This is a genomic window from Rhodococcus sp. NPDC058532 (assembly GCF_042719255.1).
In the GTDB taxonomy this organism is placed as follows: Bacteria; Actinomycetota; Actinomycetes; order Mycobacteriales; family Mycobacteriaceae; genus Rhodococcus_G.
Window position 1 is genome coordinate 49,304 of sequence record NZ_JBHXNU010000018.1, and the last position, 17,788, is coordinate 67,091.

Annotated in this window: 17 protein-coding genes; 11 read left to right on the top strand and 6 right to left on the bottom strand. The window is 69.8% G+C overall.

Features of this window, described 5'->3' with window-relative positions:
- Positions 1-4: 4 nt before the first annotated feature.
- Together ACFWQG_RS19200 and ACFWQG_RS19205 are read left to right on the top strand one after the other, a co-directional pair.
- Positions 5-541: a hypothetical protein gene (locus ACFWQG_RS19200; RefSeq protein ID WP_378509233.1), complete on the top strand. Its 537-nt coding sequence runs from the start codon at positions 5-7 to the stop codon at positions 539-541.
- A gap of 9 nt (positions 542-550) precedes the next feature.
- Positions 551-1,264 carry a signal peptidase I gene (locus ACFWQG_RS19205; protein ID WP_378509234.1) on the top strand — a complete coding sequence of 238 codons (714 nt, stop codon included), beginning with the start codon at positions 551-553 and terminating at the stop codon, positions 1,262-1,264.
- Positions 1,265-1,333: 69 nt separating this feature from the next.
- Here ACFWQG_RS19205 and ACFWQG_RS19210 read toward each other — a convergent pair whose 3' ends face one another.
- Entirely contained in the window at positions 1,334-2,509 is a 1,176-nt protein-coding gene (locus ACFWQG_RS19210; protein ID WP_378509235.1) for an Ig-like domain-containing protein, read from the bottom strand.
- A gap of 390 nt (positions 2,510-2,899) precedes the next feature.
- Here ACFWQG_RS19210 and ACFWQG_RS19215 point away from each other — a divergent pair, with 390 nt between their 5' ends.
- The 7 genes from ACFWQG_RS19215 to ACFWQG_RS19245 all read left to right on the top strand — a co-directional run bounded on the left by ACFWQG_RS19215 (position 2,900) and on the right by ACFWQG_RS19245 (position 9,319).
- Positions 2,900-4,048 (top strand): magnesium and cobalt transport protein CorA, encoded by a 1,149-nt coding sequence (locus tag ACFWQG_RS19215; RefSeq protein ID WP_378509236.1) that lies wholly within the window; start codon positions 2,900-2,902, stop codon positions 4,046-4,048.
- A gap of 261 nt (positions 4,049-4,309) precedes the next feature.
- On the top strand, positions 4,310-4,522 hold the full coding sequence (locus tag ACFWQG_RS19220) for a dodecin (protein WP_378509237.1): 213 nt from the start codon (positions 4,310-4,312) through the stop codon (positions 4,520-4,522).
- 55 nt (positions 4,523-4,577) lie between these two features.
- Positions 4,578-5,624 carry an ATP-dependent DNA ligase gene (locus ACFWQG_RS19225; RefSeq protein ID WP_378509238.1) on the top strand — a complete coding sequence of 349 codons (1,047 nt, stop codon included), beginning with the start codon at positions 4,578-4,580 and terminating at the stop codon, positions 5,622-5,624.
- Positions 5,624-6,694: a non-homologous end-joining DNA ligase gene (gene ligD / locus ACFWQG_RS19230; protein WP_378509239.1), complete on the top strand. Its 1,071-nt coding sequence runs from the start codon at positions 5,624-5,626 to the stop codon at positions 6,692-6,694. Before ACFWQG_RS19225 ends, ligD begins: the two co-directional genes overlap by 1 nt.
- 94 nt (positions 6,695-6,788) lie before the next feature.
- Entirely contained in the window at positions 6,789-7,376 is a 588-nt protein-coding gene (locus tag ACFWQG_RS19235) for an HdeD family acid-resistance protein (RefSeq protein WP_378509240.1), read from the top strand.
- Positions 7,376-8,587, top strand: coding sequence for a serine hydrolase domain-containing protein (locus ACFWQG_RS19240; protein ID WP_378509241.1), 1,212 nt, complete (start codon positions 7,376-7,378; stop codon positions 8,585-8,587). The genes ACFWQG_RS19235 and ACFWQG_RS19240 overlap by 1 nt, the downstream gene beginning before the upstream one ends.
- 129 nt (positions 8,588-8,716) lie before the next feature.
- The gene (locus ACFWQG_RS19245) at positions 8,717-9,319 is read left to right on the top strand and encodes a hypothetical protein (RefSeq protein ID WP_378509242.1); all 603 of its coding nucleotides are present in this window, start codon (positions 8,717-8,719) and stop codon (positions 9,317-9,319) included.
- 50 nt (positions 9,320-9,369) lie between these two features.
- Here the strand turns inward: ACFWQG_RS19245 and ACFWQG_RS19250 are convergent, their stop codons facing one another.
- On the bottom strand, positions 9,370-9,942 hold the full coding sequence (locus ACFWQG_RS19250; RefSeq protein ID WP_378509243.1) for a TetR/AcrR family transcriptional regulator: 573 nt from the start codon (positions 9,940-9,942) through the stop codon (positions 9,370-9,372).
- A gap of 78 nt (positions 9,943-10,020) precedes the next feature.
- Here ACFWQG_RS19250 and ACFWQG_RS19255 point away from each other — a divergent pair, with 78 nt between their 5' ends.
- Both ACFWQG_RS19255 and ACFWQG_RS19260 read left to right on the top strand, forming a co-directional pair.
- The gene (locus ACFWQG_RS19255) at positions 10,021-11,814 is read left to right on the top strand and encodes an ABC transporter ATP-binding protein (RefSeq protein ID WP_378509244.1); all 1,794 of its coding nucleotides are present in this window, start codon (positions 10,021-10,023) and stop codon (positions 11,812-11,814) included.
- A gap of 36 nt (positions 11,815-11,850) precedes the next feature.
- Entirely contained in the window at positions 11,851-13,209 is a 1,359-nt protein-coding gene (locus ACFWQG_RS19260; RefSeq protein ID WP_378509245.1) for a DUF2252 domain-containing protein, read from the top strand.
- A gap of 13 nt (positions 13,210-13,222) precedes the next feature.
- On the opposite strand, the gene ACFWQG_RS19265 is transcribed toward ACFWQG_RS19260, so the two are convergent.
- The 4 genes from ACFWQG_RS19265 to ACFWQG_RS19280 form a co-directional block, all read right to left on the bottom strand.
- Complete coding sequence (locus ACFWQG_RS19265; RefSeq protein ID WP_378509246.1) at positions 13,223-15,184, bottom strand: M13 family metallopeptidase; 1,962 nt, start codon at positions 15,182-15,184, stop codon at positions 13,223-13,225.
- Positions 15,185-15,218: 34 nt separating this feature from the next.
- Positions 15,219-16,094 (bottom strand): protocatechuate dioxygenase, encoded by an 876-nt coding sequence (locus tag ACFWQG_RS19270; protein WP_378509270.1) that lies wholly within the window; start codon positions 16,092-16,094, stop codon positions 15,219-15,221.
- Positions 16,095-16,179: 85 nt separating this feature from the next.
- Positions 16,180-16,791: a DUF4190 domain-containing protein gene (locus tag ACFWQG_RS19275; RefSeq protein WP_378509247.1), complete on the bottom strand. Its 612-nt coding sequence runs from the start codon at positions 16,789-16,791 to the stop codon at positions 16,180-16,182.
- 78 nt (positions 16,792-16,869) lie between these two features.
- Positions 16,870-17,775 carry a PaaI family thioesterase gene (locus ACFWQG_RS19280; RefSeq protein ID WP_378509248.1) on the bottom strand — a complete coding sequence of 302 codons (906 nt, stop codon included), beginning with the start codon at positions 17,773-17,775 and terminating at the stop codon, positions 16,870-16,872.
- Between the last annotated feature and the right edge of the window lie 13 nt (positions 17,776-17,788).

The window sequence follows — 17,788 nt, forward strand, 5'->3', positions numbered from 1 at the left end:
TCGTATGTCGAATAGGACCCGCTGGCTGGCCATCGGCGGCGCCGCCGTCATCGGCGTGGCGTTGCTGTCCGCGCAGCAGACCGGCGCACTGTGGACGCAGACCGAGCGGCTCGACGCGGGCACCGTCACCTCCGGCATCCTCGACCTCGGGGTGGGTGGCAGCGGGCTGAGTTCGTACCCGTTTACCGCGCTCTCCGGCGCCAACCTGACACCGGGCGGCTATGCGCAGGCGCCGGTGACGATCCACAACTCCGGCGATGTGCTGATGAGATACCAACTCCTCAGTGCGGAGCAGTCGAATCCTGCGCTACCGCTGGAGCTTTCGGTGACGCTGGTCGGCGCGGCGAACGCCTGCCCGGCCGCCGGTGATGTCCTCGGAGCGCCGTTGTACACCGGACCGCTGGTCGGCGCGACCTTCCTCCAGCGCGCGGTGGAGCCGGGAGCGACCGAGGTGCTATGTCTGCGTGGCACCGTCGGTGCCGACGCTCCACACAGCCAGAGCACCACCGCCACGTTCACCTTCTCCGCGCAGTCCCGCTAGCGTCCCCCCATGCCTACTGCTGCGTCCGGGGAGGACAGCGATCTCGGCGGGTGGGGATGGGTCAAGAGCATCGCCTCCTGGCTCGTGCTCCTCGCCGTCCTCGTCGTCCTCGCCCTCACCGTCGTCGTCCCACGACTGACCGGGGCAACGCCGTACACGGTGCTCACCGGGTCGATGGAGCCGACCTATCCGCCCGGCACCCTCATCGTCGTCAAATCGGAGGACCCCGCGGCGCTCACGGCGGGGGACGTCATCACCTTCCAGAAGGAATCCGGGAAGCTCGATGTCGTCACCCACCGGATCATCGAGATCCGCGCGAACGCTCGGGGCGAGAAGTCGTTCGTCACGCAGGGAGATGCCAACCCGTCCCGCGACACCAACCCCGTCGTTCCCGGGCAGATCCGCGGAAAGCTGTGGTACAGCGTGCCGTTCATGGGCTACGTCAACTCCCTCATCACCGGACAGCAGCGGTCCGTGCTGATCGTCGTTGTCGTTGGCGGCCTGTTCCTCTACGCCAGCTACATGTTTGTCGGCGCGCTCCGCGATCGCTCACGCAAGGATGACGCCGTCGCGGCGCCCGCCGTCGAATCCGCCGTCACCCCCGCGGACGGCGAGCCCAGCACCGTCCCGATCGCGCGGGTCGCGGCACCGGTTCGCCCGACCGTCCACGATGCCGAGACCGTCGTGATCCCCCGGATCGAGAGCAGGCGCCGGACGCGCTGACCCCGACGGGAAGCCGAAGGCCCCTGCGCACCAGTGTTTGTGTGCAGGGGCCTTCGTCGTGCCGGAGGGTCAGCTGCCGCCGAGCAGGCCGCCGAGCGAGCCCATGTCCATCGAGCCTGCGGAACCGGTACCGCCCGGTTCCGGGGTCACGCTCGAGACCGTGACGGTGTGCGGCACGGAGGTGGACGGCGCGTGCGTGGCGTCGCCGAGGTAGTTCGCAATGATGTTGTGGTCACCGTCGACATTGAAGGACCGGTTGATTTTTGCGACACCATTCACCAGGGCGACGGGGGCGCCGAGGGCGACGCCGTTGTCGGTGAACTGGACGGTGCCGGTCGCGGCGTTCGGGGCGACCGCCGCGATCAGCTCGATGTTGGTGCCGTTGTTGACCGCGGTACCACCCGAGATCGTGATGCTGGTCGGCACCAGTTCGGCGCTGGACACCGTCACGACGTGGGCGGGGGAGGTGGAGGTGGCGAATCCGGTGTCACCGGAGTAGACGGCGGTGATCTCGTGTGCGCCAGTCGTGGTGAAGGTGTGGTTGTAGGTCGCGACGCCGGTCGCAAGCGCCACGGGTCCACCGATGTCGGTACCGCCGTCCTTGAACTGGACGGTGCCGGTGGCCTCGGCGGGCGTGACGGTCGCGGTCAACTCCACCGAGGTGCCCGCGATGGTGGCGGCGACCGCGGTGACGGCCGTGGTGCTGGCCACGGCAGCCGGATCGAGTTCGAAGTCGAGCGAGAAGGCCGGGTCGACGGTGCCGTCCTGGGTCTCGTTGCCCGCCCCGGCGGGCATCCCGACCACGAGCAGGACCTTGGCGGACTCGCCCGGGTTCAGATGGATGCTGCTGAGTTCGGTGCCGGGCAGCGCAACGTCGTTGACCAGCTCGACGGTCGCGCCCGCCGCGTCGTTGATCTCGGCGCGCACGTAAGCCTGCATGTTCTGGGACTTCGTCCAGTTACCCAGGTACACCTGCAGGCGCCCGCCCTCGGTGCCGTCGTTCCTCGCCCAGAACTGCGAGGTCGCCTCGCCGCCCGGAATCAGTTCGCCGGACAGGGCCGGGATCTGATCCATGCCACCCCAGGCGGCGTTGTCGGCGGAGTACGTCAGGTAGTTCGGGTCCGCGTGCGCGGACGGGGGCATCAGCACAGCGGCGCACGCCGCAAGGAGCAGCGCCACGACCGCGCTGCCGAGCACAGTGGCACGCCGCACGACGCCGCCCTGTGTGGTGATGGTGGAAGTCATTGCGGCAGCGTAGGGGGAAACTGTAGATCGAGCGTCCAGTTTGGTGCAGATTTCCGCGCCGTCACCGCAGGTGACAGCGCACCGGCCGACCGGTCTGTCGTCCGAGTGGTGGCCGGTCGGCGCGTCCGTCGGGATGCGCACCGGTCCGATTGGTGGTGGGTGTTCGCGCCGAGTAGGGTTGCCGAGGATTCACACGCGCACCGGTCGGTCGCGCCGAGGGAAGAGGAGGTGAGGCTCACCGTGACGAGCCAACCTCCGAGTACCTGCCGAAGTCGTCGCTGAACCGTATCGGTTCGACGCCTCGCGCAGCGGCGATTTCGCACACACCACCACCGCCCGCCCATCGCGGGCCGTCCGTGTATCCGAACACCCTGCGAAAGTCGTCCAGCCATGCGTGATCTGCGCCCATTCCGTCCGTTGCTGCCGCGGCGTGCCGCCGACCCGATCCGGGACGGACTCGCGCCCGAACACTCGATGGCGCCGCACCCCACACCGCCGCGCGGCGCGATCGCCCGCGTCGAATCGAGCGTCGTCAACAGCGCGGTGTACCGCGACGGGCGCCGCATCGAGACCCCGTCGAACCTGGCGGAAGCGCTGAGCAGCCTGCCCGACGAGTCGTCGATGGCGTGGATCGGTCTCTACCGGCCGTCGGAGGAGCAGCTGCTCGCGGCGGCGGCCCAGTTCGGTCTGCACGAGCTGGCGGTCGAGGACGCGATCGTCGCGCATCAGCGGCCCAAGCTCGAGCGGTACGGCGACACCCTGTTCGTGGTGCTCCGCGCCGCCAGGTACGTCGACGAAACCGAGCGCGTCGACTTCGGTGAGCTGCACGTGTTCTGCGGCCCGACCTTCGTCCTCACCGTCCGGCACAGTGAGTCGCCGGACCTGTCCGCGGTGCGCGCGCGAATGGAGAACGCGCCCGACCTGCTGCGGCTCGGTCCGGAAGCGGTGCTGTACGCGATCCTCGACGCCGTGGTCGACGGCTACGCGCCGGTCGTTGCCGGCCTGCAGAACGACATCGACGAGATCGAAACCGAGGTCTTCAGCGGCGACCCGAAGGTGTCGCGGCGCATCTATGAACTCACCCGCGAGGTGATCGAGTTCCAGCGCGCGACCAAGCCGCTGCTCGGCATGTTGTCCGGCCTGTCGGCCGGGTTCGAGAAGTATCAGACCGACGAGGAACTGCAGCGGTACCTGCGCGACGTCACCGACCACGCGACCACCGTCGTCGAGCGCGCCGACGGCTTCCGGCAGCTGCTCGGCAACATCCTCACCGTCAACGCGACGCTGGTGTCGCAGACGCAGAACGAGGAGATGTCGGCGCTCACGCAGGCCAGCTATGCGCAGAACGAGGAGATCAAGAAGGTGTCGGCGTGGGCGGCAATCCTGTTCGCGCCCACCCTGATCGGCACCGTCTACGGGATGAACTTCGACAACATGCCCGAGTTGCACTGGGCGGGCGGCTACCCGTTTGCGCTCGGCCTGATGGCCCTGATCTGCGTCGGCCTCTACACCATCTTCAAACGTCGCGGCTGGCTCTAGCCGCGCTCGGCGCCGTGCTGAGGGCGGCACGGCGCCGGGGCGGATCAGGCCTGCTGCTGGCCCTTGCCGGTGATCTTCTTCCACTGGGTGCTGACCAGGTACTTGACCAGCAGGCCGTAGTTCTTGAGCTTCTCCATTGGTCCCCCTCATGTCGGTAAACGCGGTATGGCCGTCGGGAACTTGATCACAGATTCGGACTGTTCGGCAAGGCCCTCGGCCTACCCTGGATGGGTCCGGTTCACCGAGGAGTGAGGAAGACCGATGAGCGATCACGTGTACTCCGTCACCGAGGTCGTCGGGTCGTCGACGACGGGCATCGACGACGCCATCGCGAAGGCCGTCGCCCGTGCGAACGACACCGTAAGGAACCTGGAGTGGTTCGAGGTCGTGGACACCCGCGGACACATTGTCGATGGGCGGGTGGGGCACGTCCAGGTCACCCTCAAACTGGGGTTCCGTCTCGACAGCGAGTAAGCGCCGATGCGGCCACCGGGCGGCGGACACGGCTCGCGTGGGCCAGTATGGGGACGTGGACCTGCCCCTGAGCCCGCCCGTGCAACCGATGCTCGCCAAGTCCGCCGACGCGGTGCCACCGCAGCCCGCCGGCGACGATCCCGTGTGGTCGTACGAGCCCAAGTGGGACGGCTTCCGTGCCCTGGTGTTTCGCGACCGCGACGAGGTCGTGCTGTCCTCCCGCAGCGGCAAGGACCTGGCGCGCTACTTCCCGGAGATGGTCGACGCGATCCGCGGTGAACTCCCGGACCGGTGCGTCCTCGACGGGGAACTGGTGGTGCCTCGGGACGTGGACGGCCGCACCCGACTCGACTGGGAGGCGCTGTCCGAACGCATCCACCCCGCAGCAAGCCGGGTCGCGTTGCTCGCGGAGCAGACTCCGGCGCAGCTGATCGGGTTCGACCTGCTCGCCCTCGGCGACACCGACCTCACCGGTCGGCCGTTCGAGGACCGCCGCGCGGCCCTGCTCGACGTGATCGGCGGTGGCCCCTCCTGCCATGTCACCCGCGCCACCACCGACCCCACCGTCGCGACCGAGTGGTTCCACACGTTCGAGGGTGCGGGACTCGACGGCGTGATCGCGAAAAGGCTGTCCGGCGCCTATGTCCCGAACAAGCGCGAGATGGTCAAGGTCAAGCATGCGCGGACCGCGGACGTGGTGGTGATCGGCTACCGCCCGCACAAGAGTCAACCGGGGATCGGGTCGATGCTGCTCGGCCTCTACGACGGCGACGACCTGCGGTTCATCGGGGGCGCCTCGGCGTTCACGGCGGCGCGACGGGTCGAGCTGCAGGAAATCCTCGACCCGCTCCGCCTCGGCGACGACGTCGTGCACGACGGGGAGACGAGCCGGTGGGCGGCGGGCAAGGATCGGCAGTGGGTGCCGATCCGGCCGGAACTGGTGGTCGAGGTGGCGTACGACCAGCTCGAGGGCGACCGGCTGCGGCACGTCGCCCGGTTCCTGCGGTGGCGACCCGACCGCGAGCCGCGCAGCTGCACATACGAGCAACTCGACGTCCCGGTGCGGTACGACCTCGCCGACGTCCTCGCGGGAGGGAAGTGATGGCAGACGAAGCGAAGCGACCGTCGCAGGCTCGGAGCAAGAGCCCGGCTCTGGAACTCGACGTCGACGGGATCGCGGTGCGGTTGTCCAGCCCGGACAAGATCATGTTCCCCGAGCTCGGCTCCGAGGGCGGCACGAAACGTCATCTCGCCGAGTACTACCGGACGGTCGCACTGTTCGACGGCGGCGGCATCATGACCGCGCTGCGGCAGCGGCCGACGCACCTGCAGCGGTTCCCGGACGGCATCGACGGTGAGGAGGTGTACCAGAAACGGCTGCCCGCCAAGCGCCCCGACCACCTGGCCACCTGCACCGTTACCAACCCCAACGGCCGCACCGCCGATGCGCTGCTGGTGCGGCAGCCGGCGGACGTGGTCTGGGCCGCGCAGATGGGCAACGTGACCTTCCATCCGTGGCCGGTCCGCTGCGCCGACACCGACCGGCCGGACGAGCTGCGGATCGACCTGGATCCGCAGCCGGGAACCGGGTTCGCGGAGGCACGGGCCGTGGCCCTTGACCTGCTGGCGCCGCTGCTCGACGAGCTCGGCCTGGTCGGCTACCCGAAGACGTCGGGTGGCCGCGGGGTGCACGTGTATGTGCGGATCGAACCGCGGTGGGATTTCATCGACGTCCGGCACGCCGCGATCGCGCTGGCCCGCGAGATCGAACGCCGCGACCCGACCCGGGTCACCACCGCGTGGTGGAAGGAGGAACGCGGGGCGCGAATCTTCGTGGACTTCAACCAGACCGCGCGGGACAAGACCGTCGCGTCGGCGTACTCGGTGCGCAAGACACCGCGGGCGACCGTGTCCACCCCGGTCACCTGGGCCGAACTGCCGGACATCGAACCCGACGACTTCACCATCGCGACGGTGCCCGACCTGCTGTCCCGGCGGGGCGATCCCGCTGCCGACATCGACGCGGTCGCACACTCGCTCGACGGGTTGCTGGAGATGGCGGAGCGGGACGCCGCGAACGGTCTCGGCGACCTGCCCTATCCGCCGCAGTACCCGAAGATGCCCGGCGAGCCGAAGCGGGTGCAGCCAAGTCGGGATCGTGACCTGAAGTAGCCGATTTCGGCACGCCAGCCCGCTGCGGCGACAGTAGGCTCGCGAACGGACAGGGGGCCGCGGAGCCGGCCACCCTCGGCACCGGGAGGTAGCGATGGCTGGAATTCCGACGGTCGGCACCAACGAGGCGATCCTGCGGATCGCGAAGGACGTGTGGTGGCTGTTGCTCGTTCGCGGCATCGTCGCGATCGCATTCGGCATCGTCGCGCTGGTCTGGCCGCACGCCACGGTCAAGGTCCTGATCGTCGTTGTCGGCGTCTTCTGGATCGTCGACGGCATCGTGTCCGCGGTCCGCGCGATCGAGGCGAGGCGCGTGGTGACGAGCTGGGTGTGGTGGCTGGCCGGCGCGGTGGTGTCGGTGATCGCGGGCATCGTGCTGTTCGTGTGGCCGGACCTGACGGCGCTGGCATTCGTCTACGTGATGGGCTTCTGGGCGATCCTCGTCGGTGTCCTGGAGGTCATCGGCGCCTTCCAGGTGATGGCCAACGCCGGCCAGTGGATCGGGTCGATGGTCGCCGGTGCGCTCGCCCTGCTGTTCGGGCTGATCCTGGTGATCTGGCCGGGGTCGGGCATCACCGGGCTGATGTGGCTGGTCGGCACGTTCGCGATCCTCTTCGGCGTCCTGTTCGTCGCCGGTGCGTTCCAGGTGCGGTCCGCGGCCCGACACGCGGGCGTCGTCTGATGGCCGCCAGAGTCGCCAGGGTGCATTCGCTGGAGGAGGCGGGCCGGGCACCCACCCAGATGCATGTCGATCCGCGGTTCCTGCCGCTGGCAGACGAGTTCTTCACGCTCTACCGCAGCCCGCAGCACGGTGGCGGCGCGCTGTCCGCCTATCTGGACGGCGAACTGGTGCTCGACATTTGGGCAGGCTGGGCGGACCGCGACCGACGCTGGGCCAGGGACACCGTCGCGCTGTCCTTTTCGACCGGGAAGGGTGTCGCCAGCACGGTGCTGCACCGCCTTGCCGAGCGCGGTGTGCTCGACTACGACGAGCCCGTCGCCACCTACTGGCCGGAGTTCGCTGCGGCGGGCAAGAGCCGGATCACGGTGCGGGACATGCTTACCCACCGGGCCGGGCTGCACCGGGTGCGCGGCCTCGTTCCCGGACGGCGCACCATCCTCGACTACGACACCGTCGTCGCCGCCCTCGCCGCCGCGCCCCCGGATCCGCGCCGGTTCGACGGACCGGGCTATCACGCCGTCACCTTCGGCTGGCTCGTCGCCGAGACCGTCGCGCGCGTGACCGGCAGGGATTTTGTGGACGTGGTGCGGGACGAGATCGCGGCACCGCTCGGGGTCGAGGAGTTCTGGTATCGGGTTCCGATCGATCAGCGGCCGCGGATCGCAAAGTTGTTCCCGCACATCAATCCCGCGGGGATGCCGTGGGAGGTGACGTCGTCGGTGCTGTCGCGGGTGGGACCGCTGAACGGGCTGGCGGAGGCGGCGATGCCCGACGGCTTCGACCGGTTGGTGCGAGATCCGGCCGTGCACGACGCGGTGATGCCCGGCTGGAACGGGGTGTTCACCGCGCGGGCGCTGGCCAAGATGTACGGCGCGATCGCGAACGGCGGGATGATCGACGGCAGGCGGTTCCTGCAGGAGGACACCCTGACGCAGATGGGTGCGGTGCAGACCCGGCGCCGGGACTACGTCCTGCGGGCCCCGATCCGCTGGCGGCTCGGATACCACCCGGTGTTCCTCGCGAAGCGGGCGCAGCCGCGGCACGCGTTCGGCCACTACGGGGTCGGCGGGTCCGGCGCCTACGCCGACCCCGACACCGGGCTGTCGCTCGGCTACGTCACCAACCGGATGGGCAACGCCGTCACCGCGCTCGGTGATCTGCGGCTCGCGCGGCTCGGTGCCGTCGCGCAGGGGTTGGTCGCGCGCCCCTGACCGGTGCCCGCGGCGCCGGGAAATCTGTTGAAACACTTCGCTCGAACCGCATGTCGGATCGGGCGTGATCGGGCATGGTGGGTGCCCGACCGTCGACCGTCGGTCGCACTGTGCACACGAGGGGAACGGATGGCGATGGAACTGGGTTCGCGAGTGGCGTTGGTGGCGGTGGCGGGGTTGGCCGTCGGAACGATCTTGGCGCCGACGGCGGCGGCGGAGGAGCAGGCGGCTGCGGTGACGTTCGCGGTCGTCGAGAACGGTGATCAGCTGGCGGTGCAGGTCGACGGCAACAAGGTCACCCTCACCGTCGATCCCGCCGACGGACAGACGTGCACGGCGCCGACCGTGCTCGGCGGCGCGATCGACGTTGCCCTGCTGACGGAGCAGGTGAAGACCTGGGACGGAACGGAAGCGACCCGGCCCGCGGTGTTCGCCAACGCGACGGTGGCGGTGCAGTCGGACGGCAGCCTCGTCACCGATCATCCGTCCGGGATCCCGCCGGTCGGGATCCATCCCGCCCCGTACAGCGTGGACGTGGAGGGCCTGGCCATCGGCTCGTACGGTGCGTTCACCAGCTGTGTCGACGTCGAGGTGTCCGCCGACGCAAGCCTGGTCACCACGCTGGTGGTGCGGAACTTCACCGTTGAGCAGGGGCCGGCCGCCGGTGGCGGCGACGGGAACGGCAGCGTCGGATCGACCGCGGACATGGCCGGGATGTTCGGCAGCTCGTAGCCGGTCGCGGTGGTCGCTCACCCGAGTCCGGGAGCGGCCACCGCGCGCGGCTACGCCGTTCCGGTGATGCGAGCGACGGTCTCGTCGATCGCCGCGAGGGCCTCGGTGCGGGTGTACTGCTCGTAGTCGAACGCCTCCCACCCGGTCAGCAGGCACCACCACAGCATCCGCCGGAGCCAGCGGACCTTGAGGGTTGCGGTGAAGGTGCCCTCCGCGATACCCCGCTCGAGCAGCTCAAGCAGGGGGGCATCGGTGCGGTCGAGTCGCACCCAGAACGCCTCGTTGGACAGCACCTGCGGGTCCCCGTAGACCAGGGCGAGGGTGGGACCGATCTCGAAGCACTCGTGGCTCATCCGGCGCAGCGCCTCGTCCGCGGGGCCCTCGGTGGGTCTGGCCCGCACCAGCGCGGCATCGAGCTTGTCCAGCGCGTGCGTCCCGAGTGCGGCAACGAGCTCCCCGCGTTCGGGGTAGTAGCGGTGCAGGGTGCTTCGCCCGACGTCCGCGGCGGCGGCAATGTCGCTCAGCGGCGCACTCGGGTTCTTGCTGAGAACGTCGACGGCCGCGTCCAGGATGGCCCGGCGGGTGCGCGCCTTGGTTCCGGATTCGGTGACCGCGGTCGTCATGCCCCCACGTTAGCAGTGTGAACTTCCAAAAGGAATCACTTGTTGACAAGAATGGGACACGCATGTACCACTGTGGGCATGTCTGGCTCCGTTGCGAAGTCGTCCTGGCCGAATGTGCGGCTGCTGTGGTCCTTCATCCGTCCGCGCCGGATGGTGCTGTTCATTGGCATCGTGATCGGGCTGGTGTTCACCGCGACCGGGCTCGTCATGCCGATGATGATCAAGCAGATCCTCGACGCGCTCGTCACCGGCGACAGCATGCAGACCCCGGTCACCGTTCTCGCGATCCTCGTCGCCGTCGCGGGTGTGCTCGGCTTCACCTACCACAACCTGATGGGGGCGCTCGCCGCCCAGGTGGTGTTCGACGCGCGGGAGTCGATGGTCCGGCGGTACTTCCGCGCGACCATCGCCAGCGTGACCAAGCGTCCCTCCGGCGAGCTGGTCACCCGGGTCACCTCGGACACGCTGCTGCTGCGGGAGGCCGCGTCGTCGTCCCTCGTCGAACTGGTCAACGGGGTCACCGCGATCACCGGCACGCTGGTGATGATGGCGTTCCTCGACTCGGTGCTGCTCGCTGTCATGGTCGGCGCGCTGGTGCTGGTCGGCATCGGCGCGTCGTGGCTGATGCCCCAGATCGGGCGCTCGCAGCGCCTTGCGCAGGAGTCGGTCGGCCGAATGGGCGGGGGGCTCGAGGGTGCGCTGCGGGCGATCCGCACCGTCAAGGCGTCCCGCGCGGAGGTCCGGGAGGCGGAGCGAATCATCGTCGACGCCCGCGACTCCCAGCGGCACAACCTGCGGGCGGTGCGGGCGACCGCGGTGGTGTGGGCCGTCGTCAGCGGTGGCATGCAGCTCGCCGTCGCGGGCATCCTCGCGTTCGGCGCCTGGCGGGTCGGCATCGGTGCGCTCGCGGTGTCGGGCCTGATCGCGTTCCTGCTGTACGCATTTCAGCTCATCCCGCCCGCGTCGCAGCTCGCCGGGAACTTCGCCTCCATCCAGGCGGGCATCGCCGCCGCCGCCCGCATCCGGGAGGTCCAGGACATGGAGGTCGAGGAGCCTGCCGATCGGGCGGACTCCACACACACCGCCCAGGTGGTCGATCTCCGTGCGGCCCACCGAGATCCCGAGCTGCCGGTCCTCGACATCGTCGATGTCACCGCGCGCTACGCCCCCGGCGCGGAGCCTTCGCTGCGGCAGGTCCGTGCGGCCATCCCCGCCCGCGGGCACACCGCGATCGTCGGTCCGTCCGGGGCGGGCAAAACGACGCTGTTTTCGTTGCTGCTGCGCTTCCTCCATCCGGAGCAGGGGGAGATTCTTCTCGACGGGGTGCCATACAGCGGGCTGCCGTACGACGAGGTCCGGTCCCGGCTGGCGTACGTGGAGCAGGAGACCCCGATCGTCCCCGGCACGGTGCGGTCGAATGTCGGCTTCACCTACCCGGAGGCCACCGAGGACGAGATCTGGGCGGCGTTGCGGGCGGTGCACCTGGACGAGACGGTGCGGGCGATGGAGCACGGACTCGACACGGACCTGACCGCCACCAACATCTCGGGCGGCCAGCGGCAGCGAATCGCGGTGGCCCGGGCCATTATTCGACGGCCCGAGGTGCTGCTCCTTGACGAGGCCACCGCGCAGATCGACGGCCGGACCGAGGCCGCGATCCAGGACGTGATCACCGAACTGTCCCGCACCGGCGCGGTGGTGACGATCGCGCACCGGCTCTCCACCGTCATCGACGCCGACACCATCCTGGTGATGGAGAAGGGGCGGATCCGGGCCCGCGGCACCCACGCCGAACTGATGGCCTCCGACGCCCTGTACCGGGACCTGGTCACCGCGCTGCGGATCGCACCCGAGGCCGCAATGGCGGGTTGACCGGTGCGTCCGGTCGCGCGGCGGTAGCGTCGGGCGATGAGCGTTGTCTTCGAGCCCCCGGTTCCCGCCGGTGAGCGCCGCCGGGCGGGCAAGCGACTGCGGTCCGACGTGCCGCGCGGCGCGCACGGGCAGTGGGAACCGGCTCCGGGGCGCCCGGACCCGGCGGAGGTGCTTGCGCGGCAGGACGCGACCCGCCTGCCCGACCTGGTGCCGCTCCGATACGAGCGGATGCTCGTCTCGCCGTTCACCTTTCTGCGAGGGTCCGCGGCGATCATGGCCTGGGACCTCGCGAACGGCCCGCGGACCGACCTGATGGTGGTGGCGTGCGGGGACGCGCACCTCGCCAACTTCGGACTGTTCGCCGGGCCGGATCGTCGACTGGTGTTCGACCTCAACGACTTCGACGAGGTACACCGGGGTCCGTTCGAGTGGGACGTGAAGCGGCTCGCGGTGTCGGTCGCCGTCGCATCCGAGGACAACGGGCACGGCCCGAAGGAGTCACGGGCGGCGGCGCGGGACGTCGCGACGACATACCGGCAGATGATGCGGCGCGCGGCAGACATGCCCGCGCTCGACCTCTGGTACCTGCGACTGGAGGCCGACGAGGTCGTTGAGCGACTGCGCGGACAGTTGACGAAGCGGCAGGTCGGTTTCGCGGAGAAGTCCTTCGCGAAGGCGGAGCAGCACACCCAGTTGGGGACACTCGCCCGGTTCGCCCATCGCACCGATGCCGGCTTCCGGATCACTGAGGATCCGCCGCTGGTGGTGGGGCTGCAACCCGACCGGCACAAGGAGGTCACCGACCTGCTCCGGTCCGTGATGGGCAACTATCTTGCGTCACTCGACAGTGACCGACGGCAGTTGTTGCGGCGCTACCGGTTCCAGGATATCGCCCGCAAGGTGGTTGGGGTCGGATCGGTCGGGACGATGTCCTTCATCGCGCTGTTCGTCGGTGATCGCGTCGACGATCCGCTGTTCCTGCAGATCAAGGAGGCGCAGCCGTCGGTGCTTGCGCCGTACGTCGAGGGGCTGCCGTACCCGGATCAGGGGCGGCGGGTGGTGGACGGGCAGCGGCTCATCCAGAGCGCGAGCGACCCGTTCCTCGGCTGGTTCACCGGAACCGGGCCGTTCGGGCGGGACTTCTATGTCCGCCAACTCCGGGACAAGAAGGGCGGTTTCGACGTCGCGAAGATGCGACCGGAGGGCATGCGGATCTACGCGCAGCTCTGCGCTACCGCGCTCGCCAGGGCACACGCCCGCACCGGTGACCCCGCCGCGATCGCCGCCTACCTCGGGTCGGGGACGGTGTTCGACGACGCGATCGAGCGGTGGGCGGCCGGGTATGCGACGCGGAACCGCGCCGACTACGAGCGGGTGGCCGCCTCCCGCACGTAGCCGGCGGCGGGCATCACCAGATCTTGACGCGCCGTTCGGGCTCCAGGTAGAGCGCGTCGCCGGGGGTGACGTCGAACGCCTCGTGGAAGCTGTCCAGGTTGCGAACGACGCCGTTGCAGCGGAACTCCGGCGGCGAGTGCGGGTCGACGGCGAGGCGGCGGATCGCCTCCTCGTCACGAGCCTTGGTGCGCCACACCTGCGCCCACCCGAAGAACACCCGCTGCAGCCCGGTCAGGCCGTCCAGCGTCGGAGCCTCGGTGCCGTCGAGGGCGATCGTGTACGCGGCCAACGCGATCGACAGCCCGCCGAGGTCGCCGATGTTCTCGCCGATCGTGAACTCGCCGTTGACCTTGTGGCCGGGCAACGCCTTCGGCTCGAACTCGTTGTACTGCTCGATCAGCGCCTTGGTGCGCTTGCCGAACTCGGTGCGGTCGTCGTCGGTCCACCAGTCGATCATGTTGCCGTCGCCGTCGTACTTGGCGCCCTGATCGTCGAACCCGTGGCCGATCTCGTGCCCGATCACCGCGCCGATGCCGCCGTAGTTGGCGGCGTCGTCGGCGGCGGCGTCGAAGAATGGCGGCTGCAGGATCGCGGCAGGGAAGACGATCTCGTTCATTCCGGGGTTGTAGTACGCGTTGACGGTCTGTGGCGTCATGAACCACTCGTCCCGGTCCACCGGGCCGCCGAGCTTCGCGATGTCCCGGTCGTGTTCGTTGGCGTACCCGCGCCGGTAGTTGCCGACCGGATCGGACTGGTCGATGACCAGGTCACTGTAGTCCCGCCATTTGTTCGGGTAGCCGATCTTCGGGGTGAACTTCTCCAGCTTCGCGAGCGCGGCCGCGCGGGTGTCCGGGCCCATCCATTCCAGGTTGGCGATGTTGCGGCGGTATGCCTCCTGCAGGTTCGTGACCAGTTCCTGCATGCGCGCCTTCGCTGCGGGCGGGAAGTGCTTCTCGACGTACAGCTTTCCGACGGCCTCCCCGAGCAGGTCCTGCACCAGGGAGACGCCGCGCTTCCAGCGTTCCCGGTTCTCGGTCGTGCCGGACAGGGTGGTGCCGTAGAACGCGAAGTCCTCCGCCACCAGCGCTTCGGTCAGATACGGTGCGCGGGAATGGATCACCTTCCACGTCGTCCACGTCTTCCAGTCCTCGAGCGGGCGCGTGGTCCACAATTCGGTGAGCGAGGTCAGGAAGCTCGGCTGCCGGACCACCAGCTCGGCGAACGTCTCGGTGGTTCCGCCGAGCGCGGAAACCCAGGCGGCCCAATCGAAGCCGGGATTCTGCTCGGCGAGGCCGTCGAGCGTGACGAGGTTGTAGCTCAGCTCGGCGTCGCGTCGCTTGACCACGTCCCAGTGGCCCGCGGCGATCGCCGTCTCCAGGTCGAGGATGCGCTGCGCGGCGACCGCCGGGTCGGGCCTGCCCGCGAGGGTGAGCATCGCCTCGACGTGCCGGACATAGCCGGCGCGGATCTCGGCGAAGGAGTCCTCGCGGTAGTACGACTCGTCGGGCAGGCTGATCCCGGACTGCGTCAGGTGCACCAGGTAGCGGGCGGAGTTCTTCGCATCGGTGTCAACGTAGTTGCCGATCGCGCCGCCGACCCCGGTGCGCTGCAGCCCGCCGAGCAGCGCGGCGAGCTCGGACGGGTCCGCGACGGCATCCACCGCGGCGAGCTCGTCGGCGATCGGGTCGAGCCCGCTGCGCTCGACCGCGTCGGCGTCCATGAAGGAGAGGTACAGCTCGCCGATCTGCTGGCTGACGGTGCCGTCGACCCCGCCGGTGTCCGCTGCGTGGTCGATGATCGCCCGCACGTCGACCTCGGCCTGGTCGTAGAGGGTGCGGAAGGCGCCGTCGACGGCGCGATCGGCGGGTATCTGGTAGCCGTCCAGCCACTGGCCGTTGACGTGGGCGAACAGGTCGTCCTGGGCGCGGATGCCCGGGTCGAGGTGGGTGAGGTCGATACCGGAGGGCGTCGTCATGCCCTCCATCATGGCCGCCGCGGGCCGGATGTGCCTACACCCCGATGTTGACGGCGCCCCGGTAGCCATCGGCGGTCGGGACGACGGTCAGCATCCCGGACTCGTCGAAGAGACTGTCGGTGGCGTTGGTGACGTTGGCCTCGCGGCCGGTGTGCTCGACGTACGGGCTGCGCGCGTACACCTCGTCGATCAGATCCTCCGGGAAGTACAGCTGCGTGGTCAGCACCGTCTTCTTGTCGATGTGGACACGGAGGTGGATGTGGCTGGTGCGCCCGGTGTACCAGCCGGGGAAGATCGTCGTGAAGGTCGCGATGCCACCACCGTCGGTGACCTGGGCGCCGCGCAAATAGGTGCCGTCATCGGTGGTCGCCGATTCCACGTCGCCCGCGCTGTAGGAGCCGTTGGAGAGGATGAAGGAGGTGTCCGCACCGGGTGCGTCCTGGGTCGGCGGCCCGCCCGGCGTCGCGGCCTGCGGTGGGTAGCCGTTGGCGCTCCGGGAGCCGGACTCGAAGCCGGAGTACACGCCGCCCGCGTCGCAGTGCCAGATCTCGACAACCGCGTTGGCGATCCCGCCGCCGCTCGCGGGGGTGCAGGTGTCCGAATCCTGGATGCGCAGAACCACTTCGAACGTGGTCCCCGGCCGGTCCTCTCGGATGTCGTTGCGGATCGAGTCGACGTCGAACCAGTAGGGGCCCTGCGTTTCCTCCTTGCCCGCGACGCACTGCGGTGCGCGGGCGAGCAGGGCGACCGCGTCGTCCGAGGCGGAGCCCGCCGCGGTCGTCGGCGGGGTGTCGGACGACCCCCCGGTCGAGCAGGCGGCGATCAGCCCGGACAGCCCGACGGTGCCGCCGAGCGTGAGGGCCCGGCGCCTGCTCACCCGCGCGCGGCTGCTCTCGATGTCCTTGTTCACCCGTGACCCCGCTTCGTCCGACGTTGCTGCGCCGTCCATTCTGATTCGTCGGGAAATCGCATCGGGCACCGGAGGGGTCGCGGCGTCAGCGGGGGGCCGGTGTCAGCGTGATGGACAGCTGGTTCTCGACGTTCTGCCGGAACTCGTCCTGGCACCGTTCGATCGCGGCGCTGTCGGTGCCCGCATCGCGGAGGCAGTCGACGAGGTCGCGGCCGCCGACCTTGTTGAAGATCCCGACCCCGACCACCACCAGCACGATCGAGACGATCACGGCCAGCGCCCCGAGGATGATGCCCGCCAGGGACATCCCGCCGTTGGTGGCGCGACGCTTCTTGAACTGCGAGCGTCCGACGAAGCCGAGGATGACGGCGAGGACACCGAGCACGATGCCGCCGACGATCGTCCAGACGCCGAGGACCGCGAGAACGCCGAGGATCAGCGCCGCGATCCCCGCGCCGTTGCGTGGGGACGGCTGCGGCTGGTACCCGCCCGGTGGGTAGCCGCCCGGCGGAACCTGTCCGCCCGGGTACGGCTGTCCCGGGTAGGGCTGCCCGTACTGCGGCGGCGGCCCCGGATACGGCTGCCCACCGGGGTACTGGGGCTGTCCGCCGGGGTAGGCGGCGCCGGAGCCGGGCGGTCCGTACTGCGGCGGTTGCCCCTCGGGTGTTCCGTCGGGATTCGGCGGCTGATTCGTCATGACTCTCCTCGGCTGGCGCGACGTCCGCACTAGCAGGTTAGCCCCGCCGACGCCGGGGCGGCGGTCACGACGGTCGTGTCAGAGCAGGTGGACGCTGGACTGCGCGCGGGCCAGCACGATCCCCGACGAGTCGACCGTCTCGGTGTCGATCAGCGCGAGGCGCCTGCCCGCGCGCACGACCTCGGCCCGCACCCGCACCGGACCGCCGTCAAGGGCGGGGGACCGGACGAAGTCGATCCGCAGGTCCAGGGCGCGGTAGTGCTGGCCGGGCGCGGTCAGCGTCTGCGCGGCGAGGCCGGTCATCAGATCCGACACCGCGATCAGGTTGCCGCCCTGCACGGTGCCCAGGTAGTTCGCCATCCACGGCCGCGGCGTGAACGTGCCGACGACGCGGCCCGGCCCGACCTCCGCCAGGTCGACGCCGAACAACCCGGCCAGCGGGCCACGGGCCACCGCGCCGGAGGCGATCGCGGTCACCACGTCGAGACCGGACCGGCTCGTGAACTCGGCGGGATCGGTGCCCGGCTCGGCATCGGGGACGGGGAGCGGGGGGCCGCCGAACACGGTGTCGGCGTGGGTGGCGCCGCGGGTGACGACGACCGCCCGCGCGGTCAGTACCGCGTACGACTGCCCGTCCGGCCCGGTCAGGTCGCCCGCGGCCAGTCCGATTCCGGTGTCGAGGTCGAGGTGGACGGCGTTGCCGCGGGCCACGATGTCGCCGCGGTCGGGCAGCGGCGCCGCCAGCGCGGCGGTGACCTGCGACAGCACGGTCTGCGTCCCGGCGGGCACGGACCGCCCGACGGCGCCGCCGGGGACCGCGTCGACGAGGATGCCGACGGAGCCGAGGATCGTCCGGCCGCGATGATCGTGGAACCGGGGTCCGACCTCCTGGGTGTGCTCGGTGCGGCCGGGTTCGACGGGGCCGGGGCGGGCGCCCATCATCGCCATTAGGCGGTCGACGCGAGGAGCATCGGTGGAGGTCATGGCACCGTTTCTA